Below are 21,169 nucleotides of genomic sequence, written 5' to 3'. Positions count from 1 at the left end.
GGGCCTCAGTGGGGCTTCACGTACTCCACCTTCACCACGTCCGGCACGCCGGCCGGCTTCTCCCGACCGGTCAGGAGCGGCTGAGTCGACATGTCGCCCATGAGGTAACGACGGAAGAAGGCGACGGTGTAGCTCGTGGCGATCCGGCGCTGGGTGGCCTCGTCGAGCCCCTGGTGCTGCTGGTTCGTACCGTCCTGCGAGACGCACCGGCCGCGCTGCTCGCCAGGGATCGCGTCGTTCGCACCGGCCACCTGGCCGCTGCCCGGCGACCACTGGGTGTTGAAGTAGTTGTGGTTGCCGCCCGTGAGGGTGATGCCATGGAGCGGCGCCTTGTTGTCCTTCCTGTTCCACTTCACGTACTCACCGGTGTTGACCTGGTCGCACGTCCCCCACAGCACGGCCAGCGGGACTTTGGTGACCGGCTCGTTCTCCCACGTGGCGGTGGGCGCGAGGCCGACAGCCGCCTTGACCTTCACCCCCGCGGGCCAGTCGCCGTGCCGCTCGTCGGAGACCTGTTGCATCACGCCTCCGCCGCCCATGGAGTGACCGAGGGTGCCGACTCGTTGCAGATCCAGGTGCCCCGTGAAGGGGGCGTCACTGGCCCGCCCGGTCCGCGGATCCTTGACTTTCCCCATCAACGGCCCCTTGCCCGCGTCGAGTTGTCGCCACAGGTCCAGATGCTTGTTGACGAGGGCGGCACGCGCCTGGTACACCGAATCCGCCTGGCCGCCACTGGTCGCATTGATGCCGTTGGCTCCCATGGACACCACGACGAAGCCCTGCCGGGCCAGGTTCTCGGCCAGATAGTCGTAGCCCGCACTGCTCGGCAGCGGAGGAATCCCCGCCCGGCAGGGCCAGGCCCACAACCGCTCGCTCATCCCGTCGATGACCGCCTGCTGCCTGGCCGCCTCGGCCTCGTCCCCGGGCTTCTCCGCGAGGGCCAGTGCCTTCTGCGCCTTCACCAACGCGTTCTGCGCGGCACGATCCGCGCAGGTGGGCCACTGCCCGTGCTGCATGACGATCAGCGGGTGCCTGCCCCGGGCCAGCCCCTTCTCGCCCGGCCCGTCGGGATAGTGCACCACCGCGGCGATCTCGCTCTTCCCCTCGTATGGCGCCCCCGGGGCGAAAGCCAGGTCGCCCAGGTCGTACACGGCCCGCCCCACCGACGGCGAACCGGCCCCCGCGGCCGTCCTGGCCGCACCCGGCACGGAAACGGACCCACCGCTCACGGCCAGTGCGGGGGTCATCGCCGTGAGCGCGACCACAACGGCACCCGCGGCAAGGACCGCTGCGCGACCTCGGCCGCCGAATGCCCTGCCGCCGTGCTTCTTCACCGCCATCTACGTCCTGCCTCTCAGATCGCTTCACTTCGACCGTGCTCACCTCGACCGCTTCGCATCGATCGACTTCGCTTCGACCGTGCTCACCTCGACCGCTTCGCTTCACGCGGCCGACCGCGGCGGGTCCGCTGTACTACGTGCGTCGCGGACGGACGCCCCACCCTGGTCCGTACTTGTCAGGAACCTGTGAGCACGGCGTAGGGATGGCGTCTGTCCACAACACGCTGCTCTCCCTCCCAGGTGTCGCCCCCGGAGCACGCGTCGTCGCCGCGGGGAACACTCCCGGTCGCTTCGTGCGCTCCGGGAACCGACGACAGGACGTACCCAACACCGCCCCCAACTCCCTTGCCAGACCGTACGATTGAGAAGACTCCGCGTTTCACACCGAGACGTCCGGTCACAGGGGGAGGTCGTACATGCAGGCTTCGGAACTGGCCGTGCGTGCGGTGCGAGTGCTGAGCGGGAACGCGCCGGTCCCGGACCGGCAACGGGCAGCGGTACGAGAACTGGTGTGGGGCCGTCTCGGGCAGGACTCCCTGGGGGCCTCGGCACTGGCCCGCTTCCAGGAACGGCCCGACGAGGGAACGGCGAGCATCGTCGATTCCGTCCTCGCCGACGAACTACGCGCCGACCCGGACTTCGCCGCCCTGCTGCACAGAGCCCTGAACCCGCCCGCCCCCGTCCCGCCGCCCCCTGCTCCGCCGAAGCCGCCCGCCGCTCCCCCGCACGTCACGGCCGGCTCGCCGGGGGCCACTGCCCGCCGCTCGCGTGCCGGCGCGGGTTCCCCACCGCCGTTCCCGCCCTCCGCACCGACCGCCGCATCACCGCGACCGGCCGCCACCCCGTTCCCCACGATCCCCGACGCGGCCGACGTCAGGAAGGTGTGGCTGCTGGGGTTCCCGCAACTGTTGCTGGCCTATGTCGTCATCGTCCTTTTCACCCGGCTGAACGGGACGGGATGGCTGACGGCCCTCCTCCTGCTCGCCTCGACCGGCCTGGCGGCCTACGGAGCCTGGTGCGGCATCCGCCTCCTCCTGCGCCGCACGAGCAGCGTGCCGCTCATCGCCGGAACCGTGGTCGACGTGCTCGTTCTGATCAGGCTGGTCATCTGGCTGACCTCCGGAGCAGCGGCGTTGTGACCTCTGTCCACGTCACTGGGGGCCCTGTCCGGTCAACTGCACGAGCCGGGCTCCCCTGCTCTCGGCGACCCGTTTGACGTCCCGCAGGGACTCCGTCAACCGCGAGGCCAGGAAGTGCAGTTCGCTGCCGGCCACCCGCCGGTCCGCCAACAGGTCGTCGGCATGGCCGAGCAGGTCGTCCGCCATGCCGAGCTGAATGCTCTCGACGCCGTCGGCCATCCGCGACACATGGCCGGTGCCGTCCCCGATGGCGTAACACGGCCCGCCGTCCGCCCTGGTCCAGGGCAGCAGTCGCACGGCGCCGCTGCAGCCGTCCGCCTCTCCCGCCTGCCCGGTCACGCGGCGGCCTCCACCGCTCGGTGAACGGTGACGGGACCAGCCACGTACACACACGAGTACGGCCGGGCAACAGCCAGGGTCGGTTGCCGAGCTGGAGCGCGAGGCTGCGGAGATCCGGCAGTTGGGCAGCTCGTCCCCGGGCTGCTTCAGACCCCCGCGTACGCCCGTGCCGTCTTCCAGTCGGCACGCACCAACTTCACCCAGGACGACCTCGACAAGGCGGTGGCGAATCGTCTGGCACGCGCAAAGCTCCTCCAGACGCTGTCCGGCCCCATCGCCTGGACCCTCCTCGACGAATCCGTGCTCAGGCGACGCGTCGGCGGGCCACTCGTCATGGCAGAACAACTGCGCACAGTCGCAGACATGGCTGAGAGCGGGCGTCTGCGCCTCCACGTCCTGACCTTCGACGCCGGTGCTCACGCACTGCTGAAAGGGATGCTCTATCTGCTGAACTTCAGGAACGCCGCACCGATTGCCTACGCCGAAGGCCTCTACACAGGGAATCTGATCGATGATCCGGCGCTGGTTGATGCCTGCCACACGGACGACGCTCTCGCCCTGGGAGACGCGGTCCCACATCGAAAGTCTGTGGCCCTCGTCAGAGCCATCGCGGAGGAACACGAACATGCACAGCGCTGAACACGCCTTCACTGGGTGGCATAAATCCAGCTACAGCGGGGCGAACCAGGGCGAGTGCCTTGAGGTCGCCCGCGGCCACGCCACCGTCCCCGACAACAAGACCCTGAACGGCCCCGTACTCGTACTCTCCGCCTGCGGCTGGACGGCGTTCGTCACAGCGGTCAAGGACGGCAGCCTCGACGCCTGAATCGCCCTACGTCGAGCCGCGCAACCGCACGCCGCCGCGACCTGATTACGGTCGTGCCATTCATGGCAATGGCATCCCTCGCTCCTGGCGAGACATACAGGGCTGCCACAAGGCCGCAGACGGCCCGAACCGCAAGCATGTGTCCGTAGTCAGCCGCGGCCTCCCCGACGGGACTGCTTCACGCAGGGCGGAACCCCAGCGTTCTGCTTGCTTCGATGGAGATCTCCAGGAGTACCTCGTGATCGCTGGGAGGAGTACGGAAGCCGTGGCTTCGCGCAGCGTCAAGGAACTCCTGCGGCAGGTCGATAACGTATCGCTCGACGTGTGGCGCCAAGTCCTCACGCCAAACAAAATGACCGTCGGTGAGCAACGATGATCCACCTGGCACACGGAAGGCTTCTTGAATGACATCCGTAGTCATTTCCATAACATCGAAGATGAGGTAACCCGACTTCAGGTAATTGACTACGTCGCGAACCGGATACTTTCCCGCACCTGATTCGGGGGAAGGAATAGGCCCTCCCCAGGAAGATTCGTATTCAGGATTCATTTCTCGGTAAAAGCCGATAAGCTTCGCATCAACCTCCTGCGACGGGAAGGAATATTCGCCAATATTCGCCATTGAGGTAGGACAACTTGGCGAGTGCGTTGTCAGTCACGCGGAATACGGTCGGATCCTCACCGAGTCACGAACACCGGTTGCCTGGACGCTGCTCGGCGAAGCGGCGCTCCGCCGTCAGATCGGCGACCCGGCCGTGATGGCGGAACAGCTGCGCAAGATCGCGGACATGGCGGATGCCGGCCCGCACACGCTACTGGCGACTGGGCCCGATGGCCGCGGACCTGGCGGGCGGCTACACCGGCACGGCGCACCTCCTCGCCCAACTCACCGCGCCCACCCGCGCGGAACGTTTCACCACGGCCGCCCGGGCGGCCCTGACGCCTCTCGCCGGGCTGCTGGAAGCGCTACACAACCGTCCGGACGCTCTCGGCCCGGTCCCAACCCTCCACCGGCACGGACACCGCCAGCAACCGCACAGCCTGCTGCGCGTCCTGCGACCAGGTCCGCGCATCCCTCATCAGATCGCTCACACACCAACAACGGACCGAATCCCAGGCGTTTCGGATCAATATCAGCCGAGGCTGATACTCCACACATCTCCATGCCCAAGCCAATCACCGCGTTCTTCATGGTCGTTGTTGACCAGGACAGACACCTTTGCCATGGGCGCACGATATTCCAGAAAATCACCTTGGTCGATCAGCCGAAAGGCGGGAGCGTCCGGAAGCCTGGAAATCTCGGTGCGCAGCTCATCCCATCCAAGGAATTTAGGGAATTCTTCCCCCATTGCGGCACACCATTGTTCGATCAACTCTTCGTGCACAACCAGTCTATGCATCTCAATGGAGCCGCCGGACACAGTCCAGTTCTGACCCGAGTTCAGATAGAATTCAATGAATCCATAGTCGCGCCTCATTGAATCACCATCCTCATCGAGGACGTCTACAAAATCAAACTTTATCCTCTGCTGCAACTCTTCCAGAGTGGAGCCGACACCGACCCCGTACAGCCGCCCCGTCGCAACGAATGAAGCGATCAGCTCTACGGCACTCACGACCATTCCTCCAACTTATCAATGAGCGCTTTCATTTCATCTGCCCGATTTTTCTTATTCCCCCAGTTGTGATCGAGCATATGCTCCCGAGCCGCCTTGGATTTCACGAGAAGATCTGCACGCAGTTTAGGATCGGTATTCACTGCATCCACAGCTGCCTGAACGCTCTTATCCGAAGCCCATCCGTGTTCGAGCCTGATGGGATGTCCCGCAATATTTCCATTGTCATCCACGAAAATTCGCACCTCATCTTCGAGGCCCGGTTTCTTTTTCAAAGGGAAGTGTATGTGGGCACCCTTGGTAGCCCAGTCCGATGCCACGGGAGACACACGAATCTTGCAGGGCTTCAATCCTAACGGATCAGCCCAGGTATGCGGGTTTTCCACATAGGTCAGGGCATTGGGGGCCGGCTCGAGACCCAACGGGTCAACAGTTACGTATCGGGCCGTTTCGGGGTCGTAGTACCTGTGGAAGTTATAATGCAGCCCCGTCTCTGGGTCAAAATACTGACCAGGGAACCGGAGTGGGATATATGCCGTGCTCCTGGACGCCCAGGCAGTGGAACCCCAAAGCGTCGTTCGAGCACTCCAAGCCAGTTCCCCAAGCTCGCCAATAAGCTCACTCGGTGCGCCGATCAAATCAGTAACAACAGTGAAGAATCTCTCTTCGAGGACTTCTTGCGGTGAACCTTCTGCGAAAATGCGTTCCATTTGTGCCAGCGGGCGCGTTCCCTCGTAGTCCCAGGTAAGCACAACAGGGTTGGGCAGACCTTCGCCAGTCGTCATTTGCTCACAGAGTTGCGCGTCGTCCCAGGTAAAGAAAACCTGTTCCAGGATTTTTTCTCCGCCCTTGGCAAGATGGCGCTTGGCCAGGCGACGACCTAGTGGATCGTACTGGTAGCGCCAAGACGTCCCATCCGGCAATATTACCGAAGTGAGTCGATCCTCCGCGTCCCAAACGAATCGCAACGTTTCGGGCCCACGGGAAAGTCGCAGTTTCTGGCGAAGCACCATCCGCCCCTGCTTGTCGTACTCATATCGGGTGTTTCCCGCCTCGCTGATGCGCGTGCCAACGTAGGTACGGGCCCCGACCGCATCCTGGCTCGGATGTGCAGTTGGCCAGGTCGCCTCAGCCTGATTCCCGGTGGTGTCATACGCGTACCGCTCGGTCCAGTTCGAGGCGTGTACGGCCGTAACCCTGCCCATCACGTCCAGTTCAAAAGTGCGACTCCCGCGAAGCCGGTCAATAACGCCGGTGAGATTCCCATCGGCACGGTACGAGTAGGAGCGGTGCTGAAAAGTGCGGTTCATCGTCGTGACGTCCTGACTGACGAGGCGCCCCATGAGGTCGAACTCGTTTCTGAGCACAGCTTCTGATCCTATGTACCGTGTCACTTCCTGGCCTGCCGCATCTCGTTCAAAGGTGATCGCACGACTGGCCGTTGTCAGTTCGTCACGCCGACCCGCTGCATCGTAGGTCCAGGTACTGACAGATCCGGCGGGAGTCCTCCTGCTGATGCGGCGTCCTAGAGTGTCGTACTCGTAGGAAAGAAGCCGGCCGTTTACAGTTTCGTATTGTAGGCGCCCATAGCGGTCCCGCATTCGGCTCAGCGTGATATCTGTTCCTGATGCGCCAGCCAACTGATCGAAGACATCGTACTCGTAGTGAGTGACCACTCCGTCCGCTTCTTTACGAATAAGCTGGCCGAACGCGTTGCGATCAAACCTTGTGATCTGCCCTGCACCATTGATTCGCGACACCAAACGGCTCGCGACGTCGTAGGCGTAGGTGAGCACCCGTCCGTCGAAATCAACCTCTTTGATGAGACGCCCTGCTGAATCGTAGCTGTAGCTCCAGGTCAGACCTTGTGGATTCGTCACGCCAGTAAGCCGCAGCTCCTGGTCGTGACTGAACTCGTACCGCGCTCGGTCCGGACCGGTCCGTGCCACAAGCAGATCGAAATCTGCGTATTCAAAGGTCGAGATACCGCCCAGGGCGTCGATGTGAGCGACGCAGTTGCCTTCACCGTCGTACGTCCAGGACTGCTCGCTGCTGTCGGCTTCGATCTGCTGGGCGAGTTTGCCCTCGACGGTCCAGGCGAAGCGGGTGACGGCTCCCAGTGCGTCTGTCATGGATACCGGGCGCCCGAAGGCGTCCCGCTCGTATTGAGTTGTTCCGCCCAGTGGATCCACGATCCGGTAGGGCAACCCAGCTGCGTCGCACCGCACCACGGAACGGTGTCCCAGTGCGTCGGTCACGGATATAAGGTGTCCGTCTTCGTCATACGAGTAGGTCGTCGTCGCACCGGAGGCATCTGTGACCGACGTACGGTTGCCCCGCTCGTCGTAGGTCTGCCGGGTGACGAGGCCGTCCGCTCCTCTGACACGTACCGGCAGGCCCAGGTCGTTGTAGTCGGCGGTCAGTTCCCGGCCGTCCGGGCGCTCCACCACCGCCATGCGACCGTGCTCGTCATAGGTGGACCGGATGACGTGTCCCAGGGGGTCGGTGACGGACAGCAGCCGGTGGAACCGGTCGTATTCGAAGTGGGTGACGGCTCCCAGCGGGTCGATCTCGGCCACCACTTGCGAGCGTTCGTTGATCACGTATCGCGTGGTGTGGCCGAGGCCGTTCGTCATCGATGTCGTGCGCAGGCCCGTGTCGGGGTCGGTGTCGTCCCAGGTGAAGCGGGCTTCGAGGTGACCGTTGGTGCCGGTCTGGTACACGCAGCGGTCATGCTCGTCGTAGACGTACTCGTACCGGCTGCCGTTGGTGTCCGTCCACGAGGTGATGCGGCCGAGCCCGTCGTAGCCGAAGCGCAGAGGCCTGCCTGAGGAGTTGGTGACTTCGGTGAGGTGGCCGTCGGTGTAGCCGTAGCGGAGGATTTCCTGGTCGGTGCCGTCCGGGGCGGCGCCCGCCAGGTGGAGAGCGGTGATCCTGCCGTCGTCGGTGGTCAGCTTCAGGTGGTAGCCGCCATGGTGGACGATCGATGTTGGCACGCCGGACTCGTCGTACTCGAAGGCGATCCAGCGTCCGTTGCGGTCGTCGATCCGGTCCAGGAGTGACAGCTCGCCGTTGGGTTGGTCGACGAAGTGCCGGACGCGGCCGGTCTCGGGGTCGGTGACGGTGTAGCCGTCGTCCACCCGGTCCAGGGGCCAGCGGCGGCCGTGCGTGGGCATGACGGGAACGCCCGGTGCGGGGTGCGGATAGGCGAGCAGGCTGCCTTCGTCGCAGCTGAACACCACACCTTCCGCATCGATCTCCAGGCGCTGGTCGACCGTGCTCGACCAGCCGGATCCGAACCAGCGGCCGGCCCGGTACGAGGAGTCGAAGACTCGCTCGAACACGAGCGGCAACGATCCCGGCAGCACGATGTCCGTCTGTGGAAGCAGCATGCGTCCGGTGGCGACATCGACGGGGTCTCCGGCGCACCTGACCTCGCCGCACTTCTTGGCGCTGGAGTCGGGGTTCTTCTCGTGTCCTTGGCGGCTCTTGCTTGTGGGGTGTTTAGCGGCGTCTCTCGTGGCAGCGCGCAGGCCGCCGCGTGCGAGTCCGCCGCCCTTGGTGCCGATCAGTTCCGGGACGAGACGGCCGGTGAATTCGGACGGGTCCTCCTTGGCCGCGTCCCAGGCGCCCTTCAGTGCCCGGTCGGGACGGGCGCCGGTGGAGACGAGGCCGGCGAGCGTGGTGTGGACGCCCTTGTAGTAGTCGGCCGGGTGGGTCAGGTTGTACGGGTCCGTCGGGGAGAGCGAGCGGACGAAGTTGACCAGACCGGCACCGCCCTTGACGACTCCGCCGCCGAAGTGGGCGAGCTCGATGCCCTGTCCGACCACGTGGTCGTAGGCCTCGTTCTTGAGCCGGTTCAGGCCGGTGGGTTCCTTCGGCGCGTGCGCCATCGCCGCAGTGATCGCGCTCTTGGCCGTTTCGGCGGCCTCGTCGCGCGCCTGCCGGGCATGCCGCAGTATCTCCTGCGCGTGCTGTCGCTTGGCCTGCCCCGGGTCGGAGAACTCGCCCGGGTGCGGCAGCGGATGGTCGGTGTTGCGGGCGGTGTTGTACGCCTCCGCCTTCTCCCGGAAAGCGGCGGCAGCGATCTCGTAGTCCTGCTTGCCCTCCTTGTACAGGGCGATCGCCTCGCGGGCCTTGCCCTGTGCGCTGGTCACGGTCTGCGCGTACGTCTCCAAGGCCCCGGCCGCGTCCTCGAACGCGTCCGCCGCACGCAGCCAGTCCGTCGGCAGGGTCTCGAACCTCCGCCGGAAGGCGTCGGCCGCCTCGCCCTTCCAGTGGCCGGAATCGAGCCGTTTCATCCCGCTGCCGACCAGACCGAACGCGCGCTGGAAGTCTCGGAGGTTCTTGACCGTCGCGGCGATCTTCTCCGGTTTGCCGTGGATCAGCTCATCGGCTTCCTCGCTCTGGCCGAGCTGACGCTCCCCGACCTCCGCTCCCAGTGAGGACGCGGTCGCGTCCCCCCAGTCCTCGACCCCGTCCGCCCAGCCGTGCGCGCCGACCTTGTCCAGTCCCGCGCCCACCACGTCGGTGCCGACGTCGATCGCTTTCCCGGCGAGTTCCTTGCCCTGGTCGACCACACGGCCGGCCCCGTCGATCAGTCCGTCGCCGAGCTTCCCCCAGTCCACGCCTCAGTCCCCCTGCCCCGACCCTCGCGGTGTCTGCGCGGTCGTCTCCGGCGACGTACCCGAGTGGCCCCTGAGCCGCTCGGCCGCCCGGTCCAGCACCTCCGAATCCATCACCCCGGAATCCTCGGCGGGGTCCGGTGGTCCGACCCCCAGATCACGGCCCGTGTCCCGCCAGGCCTGCTCCACCTCTCCATACGCCTTCAGTGCCGACTCCCCGCTGAAGTCCGGGTTGTCGTAAGCAGTCTGGCCGCTGATCGTGTCCCAGCTCATGTTCCTGACCTCGTCCTCGGACAGGTGCGGATTGCCGTTCAGGGAGTTCACACCGATCTTGAACGAGTCCTTGACGTACTGTTCCTGCTCCGCGAAGGCTCCTGCCGACAACCCGACCCCGAGGGCGAAGTTGTTGCCCTTCTGCGTCAGAGCCCGCACGCCCCACTCCCAACGGTCACAGAACGTCCGGAACTCCGACGCCAGCCCGTCATGCCCCAACTCCAGCCCCGACAGGCCGAGATCCGGGAAGCCACGCCCCGCCGACGCCTCACCGACCATCCCGAGATCCTTCAACTCGGCATGCGCCAGATCGATCCCCTTCGCGATAGCGGCCAGCGCCTCGGGCGGCACATGCAGATCGGCACCGTCCTCGCTCACACCACACCTCCGAGATCCACCGCCACCGCATCCGGCACGATCCCCGCCACCGGCGGGAACAGCATCCCGTCCTCGCTGCCCGCATCCAGAGCCACCCCCGCCGGTCCCGGCAGCATCGGCACCATCACGTCCAGCAGCCGTGCCCCCAGGACGCTCCTATAGGTCCACTCCCGCTCACCTTCACCACGGGCGACGGCGAACCGGGCGAGTGCCTCCTCATCCGAGAACGCGCAGATCCACCGCACCCCGTTCTGCTCCGCGGACCACAGGTCCCCGTCCGCAGCCAACGGCACCAGCACCGCCGTACGCCGGAATTCGCCCAGCAACACAGCAAATTCGCGCCGAGCAATCGCCGGATCACCCTCCGGCGTCACGACAGAAGCCGGTCCGGGTGCCTCACGTGACGCCGAAGGCGCTTCAGAAGCAGACCAGTCAACCAACTCAGCGATCCTTGACCGGCGTACGGGCGGTTCTGATGTGACATCACCGTTGTCGAACACGCGCCGAATGCTGCCACGACGCTCTTCCCGGAAGCAACGAACAAAAACAGCCAGCCGGACAGGCCGCGCTTGTCGTTCCCCGCACGACTCCGATGAGAACAAGCACGACTTCGCGAGCCCGCGGTGGCAGCGAGCAAGCGCACCCGGGGGTTAGCCCTACCCGCAGCCGGGCGGTTGGCCGGATCGTCCTGGGCGATCGCACCCGAGAAGCTGGGGCCCGGTACACACCGCCGGTCTCCCAACGATCTCCGTAAGGGGCTTACTCGTGCATGAGCACACAGGGCAGAGGTTCCGTTCGTCCGGGCGACGGCGGAATGCCCTCAGAGCCGCAACGGCCGTGGCCGTGGTGGTCGGCGGCATCATGGCGATGAGTGCCCCGGCGCCGTCCACGGCATCGGCCGCGCCCAGGCCGGACACGGTTCAGCAGGGCCTGAACGCACTGGTGGGATCCGATGGCGTGCCTGGTGCGCTGGCGAGCGTCAACGACCGTGACGGTCGCACCCGCACGTACACCGCGGGTGTCGGTGACCTGGCCACCGGCGCCAAGGTGCCCGGCAACGGACAGGTGCGGATCGGCAGCAACACCAAGACGTTCACCGCGGTGGTCGTGCTGCAACTGGTCGCTGAAGGCAAGATCGGCCTCGACGCCCCGGTCGACACCTACCTCCCCGGCCTCCTGCGCGGCGACGGGATCGACGGACGCCGCATCACCGTACGTCAGCTCCTCCAGCACACGAGCGGGCTTCCCAACTACACGAAGTACCTCGGCGACGACATCCGCTACTACGAGCCCCGCGAGCTCCTCGGCCTTGCTCTGCAGCACAAGGCCGACTTCGCCCCCGGCGCGCGGTGGGAGTACAACAACACCAACTACCTGGTGGCCGGTCTCATCGTTCAGGAGGTCACCGGCCGGCCGCTCGCCGAGGAGATGGACCGACGCGTCATCAAGCCCCTCGGGCTGCGTCACACCTACTTCCCCGCCCCGGGCGAGGTGACCATCCACGAGCGCCACCCCAAGGGCTATTACCAGGACTCTCCGGGCGCGCCCCTGGTCGACGCGACGCAATGGGACCCCTCCTGGGCTTGGGCGGCCGGCCAGTTGGTCTCCACCAACGCCGACCTGAACCGCTTCTTCTCCGAGCTCCTGTCCGGCCGCCTCCTGCCGAAGGCCCAGCTCGACCAGATGCGCACCACCATCCCCGCCGGCTACCCCTTTGCCACCGGTGCCCGCTACGGGCTGGGACTCGTGAGCACCCCGCTTTCGTGCGACAGCGTCTACTGGGGCCACGGCGGCAGCATCACCGGATACGAGACCCGGGGCGGCGTCACCGAGGACGGGCGCGCCGTCGATGTCGCGGTCACGATGCAGCCGGGCCGGGCCGCGAAGGAACGCATGGACAGCATCGTGGACACAGCCTTGTGCCGCTGACCGGCCGTCACCAGCCGCGGTGAACAGCGCACCTCGTGTCGTACCCGGTGCGGGGTTCGGCTCCCGGTGGCCCGGCTGCCGCTCTGGGAAACGGCGCCCCGGGGAGCGGAAGCGCCCCCGGGGGAAGCGGTCGACACAACGAAACGGGGTCCGGTCGGAGCGACCGGACCCCCCTCGCTTTCCCCCTCCGTCGGTGCTTCCCGATCCCCCCAGATCCCCTCCCCGGAAGCACCCGACGCCAGATACGACTCGGCGGTCCCCGAAACGGTTGCACGCCTTGACGATCTCTTTACCTTGGAGGCAAACAGCGCGTCAGAACTGCTTTTCAGCAGGCGTGTTCGGCGTAGCGGGCGGCGACCTCCGCGAGTACTGCGGCGCCGTCGCGGGCCCAGAGGGCCTCGTTGAAGATCTCCACCTCGATCGGGCCGTCGAAGCCGGTGGCCTCGACGAGCGAACGGAACGCGCGGAAGTCCACGGACCCGTCGCCGAGTTGGCCGCGACCGAGCAGGACACCGGCCGGGAGCGGGGTGATCCAGTCGGCCAGCTGGAAGGAGTGGATGCGGCCGGTCGCGCCCGCGCGGGCGATCTGTGCGGCCGCCTGGTCGTCCCACCAGATGTGGTACGTGTCGACGACCACGCCGACCTGGTCGGCGGGGAAGCGTTCCGCGATGTCCAGGGCCTGGGAGAGCGTGGAGACGACGCAGCGGTCCGAGGCGAACATCGGGTGCAGGGGCTCGATCGCGAGACGTACCCCACGTTCCGCCGCGTACGGGGCCAGTTGCCCCAGGGCGTCGGCGACGCGTTCACGGGCGCCGTGCAGGTCCTTGTCCCCGGCGGGCAGGCCCCCGGAGACGAGTACCAGGGTGTCGGTGGACAGGGCCGCCGCCTCGTCGATCGCCGCGCGGTTGTCGTCCAGGGCGCGGGCCAGCTCCGCCGGGTCGACGGCGGTGAAGAAGCCGCCGCGGCACAGGCTGGTGACGGTCAGTCCGTTGTCGGCGAGGAGGGCGGCCGTGCGCTCCACGCCGTACTCCTGGACGGGCCCGCGCCACAGGCCCACCTTGTCGATGCCCGCCCTGGCGCAGCCCTTGGCCAGTTCGGGCAGCGACCACTGCTTGATGGTCTCCTGGTTGATGGAGAGACGTCCGTCGCTCATCGGGTGCCTCCGTTACCGCTGTCGCCGCCCTTGCCGCGGTCGCCTCCGTTGACCGCGAGCAGGGCACGCATCCGGGACTCGGCCAGCTCCGGGTCGGGGAACAGGCCCAGCCGGTCGGCGAGTTGGTACGCCTTCGCCAGGTGCGGCAGCGAACGCGCGGACTGGAGGCCGCCGACCATGGTGAAGTGGTCCTGGTGGCCTGCCAGCCAGGCGAGGAACACCACACCCGTCTTGTAGAAGCGGGTGGGGGCCTGGAAGAGGTGGCGGGACAACTCGACCGTGGGGTCAAGGAGTTCCCGGAAGCCCTGGACGTCTCCGGTGTCGAGCACCCGTACCGCGTGCGCGGCCAGCGGGCCCAGCGGGTCGAAGATGCCGAGCAGGGCGTGGCTGAAGCCCTGGTCGTCGCCCGCGATCAGCTCGGGGTAGTTGAAGTCGTCGCCGGTGTAGCAGCGGACCCCGCCGGGTAGGCGGCGGCGCACGTCGATCTCGCGTTCGGCGTCCAGTAGCGAGATCTTGATGCCGTCGACCTTGTCCGGGTGCTCGGCGATGACCTTCAGGAACGTGTCGGTGGCGGCGTCGAGGTCCCTGGAGCCCCAGTAGCCGTCCAACGCGGGGTCGAACATCGGGCCCAGCCAGTGCAGGACGACCGGTTCGGACGCCTGGCGCAGCAGGTGCGCGTACGTCTCCAGGTAGTCCTCGGGCCCCTTCGCGGCGGCGGCGAGGGCGCGGGAGGCCATCAGGATGGCCTGGGCGCTGCTCTCCTCGACGACGGCGAGCTGCTCCTCATACGCGGCGCGCACCTCGGAGAGGGTCGCCGGGCCGGCGGGGAGCTGGTCGGTGCCGACGCCGCAGGCGATCCGGCCGCCGACCGCCTTGGCCTCGGCGCCGGAGCGGCGGATCAGCTCGGCCGCGCCCGCCCAGTCCAGGCCCATGCCGCGCTGGGCGGTGTCCATGACCTCGGCGACGCCCAGGCCGTGCGACCAGAGGTGGCGGCGGAAGGCGAGGGTGGCGTCCCAGTCGATGGCGGCGGGGTCGTCGGGGCTGATGTCCGCGTACGGGTCGGCGACCACATGGGCGGCCGAGAACACCGTGCGGGAGGCCGGCGGTGCGCCGCCGGTGCCGAGGTCGAGCGGGGTGGTGCGGGGCTCGTAGGGGCCCTGCGGGAGGTGGATGGTCACTCAGATCAGCTCCGATGCGGCGCGAGGGCCGTTCGTGGCGTCGTGTGTGGTGCCGTGCGCGGGGGCGATGGTCACGGCGGTCACAGGGTCAGCTCCGGCACGTCGAGGCGGCGGCCCTCGGCGGCGGACTTCAGGCCCAGCTCGGCGAGCTGGACGCCGCGGGCCCCGGCCATCAGGTCCCAGGTGTACGGCTCGTCGAGCACGATGTGGCGCAGGAACAGCTCCCACTGGGCCTTGAAGCCGTTGTCGAAGACGGCGTTGTCGGGGACCTCCTGCCACTGGTCGCGGAACGACTCGGTGACCGGGAGGTCCGGGTTCCACACCGGCTTGGGCGTGGCCGAGCGGTGCTGGACGCGGCAGTTGCGCAGCCCCGCGACGGCGGAGCCGTGCGTGCCGTCGACCTGGAACTCGACGAGCTCGTCGCGGTTGACGCGGACCGCCCAGGAGGAGTTGATCTGCGCGACGGCACCGCTCGCCAGCTGGAAGATGCCGTACGCGGCGTCGTCGGCGGTGGCGGTGTACGGCTTGCCCTGCTCGTCCCAGCGCTTCGGGATGTGCGTCTGGACGTGCGCCTGAACGGTGCTGACCGGGCCGAACAGCTCGTGGAGCACGTACTCCCAGTGCGGGAACATGTCGACGACGATGCCGCCGCCGTCCTCGGCGCGGTAGTTCCACGACGGACGCTGGGCCTCCTGCCAGTCGCCCTCGAAGACCCAGTAGCCGAACTCGCCGCGCACGGACAGGATCTCGCCGAAGAAGCCGCCGTCGATCAGGCGCTTCAGCTTCAGCAGACCCGGCAGGAAGATCTTGTCCTGGACGACGCCGTGCTTGATCCCTGCGTCACGGGCCTGGCGGGCCAGCTCCAGGGCGCCCTCGACGTCCGTGGCGGTGGGCTTCTCGGTGTAGATGTGCTTGCCCGCCGCGATCGCCTTCTGGAGCGCGTCGACGCGGGCCGAGGTGACCTGGGCGTCGAAGTAGATGTCGACGGTGTCGTCCGCGAGGACCGCGTCGAGGTCGGTCGACCACTCGGTCAGACCGTGCCGCTGGGCGAGCTCCTCCAGTGCGTGGGCGCGACGGCCGACCAGGACCGGCTCGGGCCACAGCACCTCGCCGCCGCCGAGGTCGACGCCGCCCTGCTCGCGGATCGCGAGGATCGAGCGGACCAGGTGCTGCCGGTACCCCATGCGTCCCGTCACACCGTTCATGGCGATGCGCACTGTCCTGCGTGTCACGAAATTTCCTCCATACAGCCGGGGCGAGCACCGGCGTCGTCGCCGAGGCCGGGAGCGACGTCGGCGGCGACACAGCCGCGTAGCAAGCGCTTTCTATCGAGCATGACGCTAGCCTGCCGACAGCGGCCCGGACAAGAGGGGGCACGCTGGCGGCTTCTTCCACCCCTCACCTCTTGCCTCGCACCGTGTCGCTCCTCGGAGGAAAGTGATGACAGTCACCCTGGCGGACGTGGCGGCCCGCGCCCGGGTGTCCGCGGCCACCGTCTCCCGCGTGCTGAACGGCAACTACCCGGTGGCCGAGGCCACCCGGGAGCGGGTGCTGCGCGCGGTGGACGAACTGGACTACGTGCTCAACGGGCCCGCGAGTTCGCTGGCGGCGGCCACGTCGGACCTGGTCGGGATCCTGGTCAACGACATCGCCGACCCGTTCTTCGGGATCATGGCCGGCGCGGCGCAGTCGGAGATCGGCGAGTCGGGGGCGGGAGGCGACGCCGGGTGGGCGGGGGCCGGGGGCGGCTCCGGACGGACGGGCTCCTCCGGGCGGACGGGCTCCTCCGGGCGGGCCGGGGGCGAGAAACTCGCCGTCGTCTGCAACACCGGCGGCTCCCCCGAGCGCGAACTGACCTACCTCACGCTGCTCCAGCGTCAGCGCGCCGCGGCCGTGATCCTGACCGGAGGCGCCGTGGAGGACCCGGCCCATCAGGCGGCGATCTCCGCCAAGCTCACGAAGCTCGCGGACGCGGGGACCCGGGTGGTGCTGTGCGGGCGGCCCCCGCTGGCGGGCGGCGAGGCGGTCGTGGCCGCGCTGGCCTTCGACAACCGGGGCGGCGCGCGCCGCCTCACCGAGCACCTGCTCGCGCTCGGCCACACGCGGATCGGCTACGTCGCGGGCCCGGCGGAGCGCACGACCACTCGTCACCGGCTGGAGGGCCACCGGGACGCGATGCGGGCGGCCGGACTCGGTGGTGGGGTCCGTGGAGGAATCGGCGACGGGCCTGGTGGCGGACTCGATGGCGGTGAACGTGCCGGTGACGAAGTCGGCGGTGCGCGGGGGACCTACGACGAGGAACGGCTGACCGTCCACGGCCTCTACGACCGCCGTTCCGGGTACGTCGCCACCCTCGAACTTCTGCGCCGCGAACCGGAGGTGACGGCGATCGTCGCCGCCAACGACACAGTGGCACTGGGTGCCTGCGCAGCGATCCGGGAGCGCGGGCTGCGCATCCCCGAGGACGTCTCGGTGGCCGGCTTCGACGATCTGCCGTTCTCGGTGGACGCGGTTCCGGCGCTCACGACCGTGCGGCTGCCGCTGTTCGAGGCGGGCGCGCGGGCGGGGCGGCTGGCCATGGGCAAGGAGACGCCCCCGCCGGGCGGCATCGCGACGATCGGGGCGGAACTGATGGTCCGGGGGTCGACCGCCCCGCCACGCGTCGACGGCGGTGCCGGGACGGTGAGCCGGGAACGGTGAGCCGGGAAGGGGCAGCCGACAACGGTGAACCGGAGGGCCGAACCGCGGGCCGTGCTCCGCGGACACGCGCGGCGAGCCGACGGCGAGCGAGCCGGGGTGGGGCCGTCGGCCCCCGGATGGACGAGCCCGGAACGGTGAACCGGAGGGCCGAACCACGGGCCGTGCTCCTGTCCGTACCCCGCACTCAGGTCCCGTGCCCGTGCCTCGCACCCGTCATCCGTACGCGTAACTCGTACCCGTGCCCCGTCCCCCGGCCCGCACCCACGCCCTGTGTTCGTGTCTCTCGCAGCCGTCATCCGTACCCCGCGTAGGGCCGGGGCAGAAAGATGGGGGCGCTGCCCCCATGTCCTCCGGGCCTCGCGTCGGAAGTATGGACGTGGCGGACCGGTGACACCGGCGCCGGACCGAGGAGGTGCGATGACGGGTGACGAAGCGATGGGCGGCGCGCGGCTGTGCGTCTCCCCCGTGACACGTCCGTCGGATGCGGACCGGACCGGGGCTCCCGGGTCCGCCCTGCTGGACGGACCGTGGTGGCGGCCCGCGCTCACCGCCGGTGAACCGCTTACCGACCACGCGCCGGACTGGGCGGTGTTCGTTCAGGAGGCGGTCCTCGCCGCTCCCGAGAAGACGGTCGTCGACGACGAGGGCGGCTTCCCGGGGCTGCGCGGCTTCGCGTGCGCCCTCGCCCCGCTCACGGTCCGCGCGGCGGAACGCATGCTGGAAGGGCTGCCGCAGCGGCCGTACGCCTACGCCGAACTGTCCTCCTTGCAAAGCGACTTCGAGCAGCATCTGGCCAGGCGGCTGGCCCGGCTCGCCGCCCGCACCCTGGTTCTGGAACTGCATCTGGCGCGCAAGGACGGACGGCTGGCCGGGGAGAGCCCCGAGGACCGGTTCGTGGACTTCGTGCGGGTGACCGGATCCCAGGACGGACTGGCCGCGCTGTTCGCCACGTACCCCGTACTCGCCCGCATCCTGGCGCGGGCCGCGCTCGACGCCGCGGCGGCGCTCACCGAGATGCTGGTCCGGTTCGCCGCCGACCGGCCGTTGCTGCCGGGCATGGGGGGCGGTGAGGGAGCGGTGGGCGCCGGAACGGACGGCGACGGAACAGCCCATGGCGGGGCGTCAGCTCCCGGGACGGCCGACGACCGCCGGGCAGGCAGGCGCGGGCTGCTGGTGGGGGTCGAGCCCGGCGCCGGGGACGGCCACCGGGGCGGGCGGACCGTGATGCTGCTCCGGTTCGAGGACGGCTCCCGGCTGGTCTACAAGCCCCGGCCGCTCGCCGCCCACCGGCACTTCAACGAACTCGTCCGCTGGTTCAACGCGCTGCCCGGCACCCCGGGACTCCGTTCGCTCGCCGTGCTGGACCGAGGGGACTACGGCTGGGTGGAGTTCGCCGCGGAACGGCCCTGCCGCTCGGCCCGCCAGGTGGAGTCCTTCTACCGGCGCCAGGGCGCGCTGCTGGCCCTGCTGCACGTGCTGGACGGGACCGACCTGCACTACGAGAACCTGATCGCCGACGGGGAGCACCCGGTGCTCGTCGACATCGAGACGCTGTTCCACCCGCCGCTGCCCGCCGCGGATTCGGACGATCCGGCGGCCCGCGCCCTGCACGACTCGGTGCACCGGGTGGGGCTGCTGCCGCAACTGCTCGTCGGGGACGAGACGGCCCTCGACATGTCCGGCATCGGCGGCGGGCAGGCCGCCCCCTCCCCCGTCCGCACCGCAGACTGGGCCGATGCGGGGACGGACCGGATGCGGCTGGTACGGCGGCCGGGCCACTTCGGCGAGTCGGCCAACCGGCCCCGGCTGACCGGGACTCCGGCCGATCCGTCCGCGTTCACCAGGTCCCTCTGCGCGGGATTCCGTGCCGGGTACACCGCGATCAGCCGCTCTCGCTCCGAACTCCTGCACCCTGGCGGGCTGTTGGAACAGTTCGCGCAGGACGAGGTGCGGGTGGTGGCCCGGCCGACCTGGGCCTACTCGACGCTCCTCGACGAGTCCACGCACCCGGACCTGATGAAGGAGGCGGGCGAACGGCACGAGGTGCTGTCCCTGTTGGGCACCGACGTGCTCGGCCCCGCCGCGCTGCCCGGCCTGCTGGACGAGGAACTCACCCAGTTGTGGTCGGGGGACGTGCCACTGTTCACCACCCGGCCGGACGGCACCGGCCTGTGGAGCGCGACGGGCCGGGCGCTGCCCGGAGTCCTCACCCGGACGGGTCTGGCCCGAGTCCGGGCGAAGCTGGCCGCCATGGACACGGTGGACCGTCAGGACCAGGAACGGATCATCCGGGCCGCGATGGTGACCACCTCGCGCGAGCCCGCCCACGGCTCCGGGTCCGGGCCGCGCAGGGTCCGTACGGCGGCGACCGCCCCGGAGCCGGAGCACCTGCTCGCGGCGGCCCGGTCGATCGGCGACGAGCTGGTGTCCCAGGCGTACTCCGGGCCCACCCGGCTGAACTGGATCGGCCTGGAACTGCTCGGCGAACGCTACTGGCGGCTGGGGCCGATGGCCGCCGACCTGGCGGGCGGCTACACCGGTGCGGCCCACTTCCTCGCCCAGCTCGCCGCGCTCACCGGCGCGGACCGTTACGCCACGGCCGCCCGGGAGGCGCTGACGCCCCTCGCCGGGCTGCTGGACGCGCTGCACAACCGTCCGGACGACCTCGGCCCGGTGGGCTCGGGCGCGTTCGCCGGGCTCGGCGGCATCGCCTACGTGCTGGGACAGGTCGCGGAGACGCTGGACGATCCGCGCCTACGTGAACTCGTCGTCCCCGCACTGCGGTTGACCCGTGCCGCGGCCGTCGCGGAGACCGAGTACGGGGTGCGCGGCGGCACGGCCGGCGGACTGGTCAGCCTGATCGCCGGATACCGGGCCACCGGGCGGGCCGACGTGTGGCGCGGCGCCGAACACTGCGCCGGACTGCTGCGCGAGGCACCGCTGCCGGACAGCGCGGGGTTCGCCGACGGGGCCGCCGGGATCGGCTGGGCGCTGCTGCGGTTCGCGGAGGCGGGCGGCGGTGAACCGTACCGCGCCTCGGGCCTCGCGGCGCTGCGGTCCGCGACCGACACCGTGGACTCCGGCGCCTCCTGGTGCCGAGGCCGGACGGGCGTCGCACTGGCGGTGCTGGACAGCCCCGCCGCGCGGGCCGACCCACGGCTGGCGGCCTGGGCGGGCGAGGCGCTGGCGGACATCGCGCACGCGGACCCGCCGCTCGACGACAGCCTGTGCCACGGCGAGCTGGGGGTGCTCGAACTCCTGCGGCTGGGCACGACGGCGGGGGCCCGGGCCCGCTGGGTGGAACGGGCGGGGGCCCTGCTGGCGGCGGCCGACCAGGCCGGGCCGCGCTGCGGAACCCCTGGTCAGGCGCCGCATCCGGGACTGCTGACCGGGCTCGCGGGGATCGGGCACGGACTGCTGCGGGCCGGCTTCCCCGACCGGGTGCCGTCACTGCTGCTGCTCGCCGAACCCGCCGCACCGGCCTCCCCCGGGTGACGGCGCGTCACACCTGTGGCAACGCGCTCGCGGCGATGCACCTGACACGGCGGACCTGTCGTGGGACTCGTCGTATGCCGCCGGTCATGATCCATCGCTCCACGCACTCGTGCTCACACTCACACTCGCACTCGCACTCGCACTCGATCGGAACCGCTCCTGAACCATCCGGGCACCG

Annotated in this window: 16 protein-coding genes and 1 pseudogene; 7 read left to right on the top strand and 10 right to left on the bottom strand. The window is 68.9% G+C overall.

Annotated features, from left to right (window positions below; translation table 11 throughout):
* Window positions 1–5: 5 nt before the first annotated feature.
* Window positions 6–1,340, bottom strand: coding sequence for an alpha/beta hydrolase (locus tag ACFYY6_RS14995; RefSeq protein ID WP_351521885.1), 1,335 nt, complete (start codon window positions 1,338–1,340; stop codon window positions 6–8).
* Window positions 1,341–1,756: 416 nt separating this feature from the next.
* Here ACFYY6_RS14995 and ACFYY6_RS14990 point away from each other — a divergent pair, with 416 nt between their 5' ends.
* On the top strand, window positions 1,757–2,479 hold the full coding sequence (locus ACFYY6_RS14990; protein WP_351521886.1) for a hypothetical protein: 723 nt from the start codon (window positions 1,757–1,759) through the stop codon (window positions 2,477–2,479).
* A 12-nt stretch (window positions 2,480–2,491) separates the two neighbouring features.
* Here the strand turns inward: ACFYY6_RS14990 and ACFYY6_RS14985 are convergent, their stop codons facing one another.
* Window positions 2,492–2,818 carry a hypothetical protein gene (locus tag ACFYY6_RS14985; RefSeq protein WP_351521887.1) on the bottom strand — a complete coding sequence of 109 codons (327 nt, stop codon included), beginning with the start codon at window positions 2,816–2,818 and terminating at the stop codon, window positions 2,492–2,494.
* A 27-nt stretch (window positions 2,819–2,845) separates the two neighbouring features.
* Here ACFYY6_RS14985 and ACFYY6_RS14980 point away from each other — a divergent pair, with 27 nt between their 5' ends.
* The gene (locus ACFYY6_RS14980; RefSeq protein WP_351626374.1) at window positions 2,846–3,457 is read left to right on the top strand and encodes a DUF5753 domain-containing protein; all 612 of its coding nucleotides are present in this window, start codon (window positions 2,846–2,848) and stop codon (window positions 3,455–3,457) included.
* Window positions 3,444–3,644, top strand: coding sequence for a DUF397 domain-containing protein (locus ACFYY6_RS14975; RefSeq protein ID WP_351521889.1), 201 nt, complete (start codon window positions 3,444–3,446; stop codon window positions 3,642–3,644). Before ACFYY6_RS14980 ends, ACFYY6_RS14975 begins: the two co-directional genes overlap by 14 nt.
* Window positions 3,645–3,822: 178 nt before the next feature.
* Here the strand turns inward: ACFYY6_RS14975 and ACFYY6_RS14970 are convergent, their stop codons facing one another.
* Complete coding sequence (locus ACFYY6_RS14970) at window positions 3,823–4,266, bottom strand: hypothetical protein (RefSeq protein ID WP_351521891.1); 444 nt, start codon at window positions 4,264–4,266, stop codon at window positions 3,823–3,825.
* Between ACFYY6_RS14970 and ACFYY6_RS14965 the strand changes: the two are divergent.
* A pseudogene (locus tag ACFYY6_RS14965) lies at window positions 4,211–4,396 on the top strand (hypothetical protein); the annotation flags it as partial. The gene ACFYY6_RS14970 and the pseudogene ACFYY6_RS14965 sit on opposite strands and share 56 nt — an antisense overlap.
* A 381-nt stretch (window positions 4,397–4,777) precedes the next feature.
* Here ACFYY6_RS14965 and ACFYY6_RS14960 read toward each other — a convergent pair.
* From ACFYY6_RS14960 to ACFYY6_RS14945, 4 genes are read right to left on the bottom strand one after another with little or no spacing between them, the layout of a single operon-like run.
* Window positions 4,778–5,260: a hypothetical protein gene (locus tag ACFYY6_RS14960; protein WP_351521892.1), complete on the bottom strand. Its 483-nt coding sequence runs from the start codon at window positions 5,258–5,260 to the stop codon at window positions 4,778–4,780.
* The gene (locus tag ACFYY6_RS14955; RefSeq protein ID WP_351521893.1) at window positions 5,257–9,888 is read right to left on the bottom strand and encodes a putative T7SS-secreted protein; all 4,632 of its coding nucleotides are present in this window, start codon (window positions 9,886–9,888) and stop codon (window positions 5,257–5,259) included. Before ACFYY6_RS14955 ends, ACFYY6_RS14960 begins: the two co-directional genes overlap by 4 nt.
* 3 nt (window positions 9,889–9,891) lie before the next feature.
* Window positions 9,892–10,536 carry a hypothetical protein gene (locus ACFYY6_RS14950; RefSeq protein WP_389193367.1) on the bottom strand — a complete coding sequence of 215 codons (645 nt, stop codon included), beginning with the start codon at window positions 10,534–10,536 and terminating at the stop codon, window positions 9,892–9,894.
* Entirely contained in the window at window positions 10,533–11,036 is a 504-nt protein-coding gene (locus tag ACFYY6_RS14945; RefSeq protein WP_351626360.1) for an SseB family protein, read from the bottom strand. Before ACFYY6_RS14945 ends, ACFYY6_RS14950 begins: the two co-directional genes overlap by 4 nt.
* Before the next feature lie 361 nt (window positions 11,037–11,397).
* Here ACFYY6_RS14945 and ACFYY6_RS14940 point away from each other — a divergent pair, with 361 nt between their 5' ends.
* Entirely contained in the window at window positions 11,398–12,465 is a 1,068-nt protein-coding gene (locus tag ACFYY6_RS14940; protein WP_351521915.1) for a serine hydrolase domain-containing protein, read from the top strand.
* Window positions 12,466–12,790: 325 nt separating this feature from the next.
* Here ACFYY6_RS14940 and ACFYY6_RS14935 read toward each other — a convergent pair whose 3' ends face one another.
* The 3 genes from ACFYY6_RS14935 to ACFYY6_RS14925 form a co-directional block, all read right to left on the bottom strand.
* Window positions 12,791–13,618: a sugar phosphate isomerase/epimerase family protein gene (locus ACFYY6_RS14935; protein WP_389193364.1), complete on the bottom strand. Its 828-nt coding sequence runs from the start codon at window positions 13,616–13,618 to the stop codon at window positions 12,791–12,793.
* Window positions 13,615–14,796 (bottom strand): dihydrodipicolinate synthase family protein, encoded by a 1,182-nt coding sequence (locus ACFYY6_RS14930; RefSeq protein WP_389193361.1) that lies wholly within the window; start codon window positions 14,794–14,796, stop codon window positions 13,615–13,617. Before ACFYY6_RS14930 ends, ACFYY6_RS14935 begins: the two co-directional genes overlap by 4 nt.
* Before the next feature lie 80 nt (window positions 14,797–14,876).
* On the bottom strand, window positions 14,877–16,028 hold the full coding sequence (locus ACFYY6_RS14925) for a Gfo/Idh/MocA family oxidoreductase (protein WP_351521902.1): 1,152 nt from the start codon (window positions 16,026–16,028) through the stop codon (window positions 14,877–14,879).
* 208 nt (window positions 16,029–16,236) lie between these two features.
* Between ACFYY6_RS14925 and ACFYY6_RS14920 the strand changes: the two genes are divergently transcribed.
* Both ACFYY6_RS14920 and ACFYY6_RS14915 read left to right on the top strand, forming a co-directional pair.
* Entirely contained in the window at window positions 16,237–17,496 is a 1,260-nt protein-coding gene (locus ACFYY6_RS14920) for a LacI family DNA-binding transcriptional regulator (protein ID WP_389193358.1), read from the top strand.
* Between the two features lie 417 nt (window positions 17,497–17,913).
* Window positions 17,914–20,991: a type 2 lanthipeptide synthetase LanM family protein gene (locus tag ACFYY6_RS14915; protein ID WP_389193355.1), complete on the top strand. Its 3,078-nt coding sequence runs from the start codon at window positions 17,914–17,916 to the stop codon at window positions 20,989–20,991.
* Window positions 20,992–21,169 lie beyond the last annotated feature (178 nt).

This window comes from Streptomyces sp. NPDC001750 (assembly GCF_042892615.1).
In the GTDB taxonomy this organism is placed as follows: Bacteria; Actinomycetota; Actinomycetes; order Streptomycetales; family Streptomycetaceae; genus Streptomyces.
Note: the sequence above shows the minus strand (reverse complement) of the source record. Positions and strands in the feature narration are given on the sequence as shown.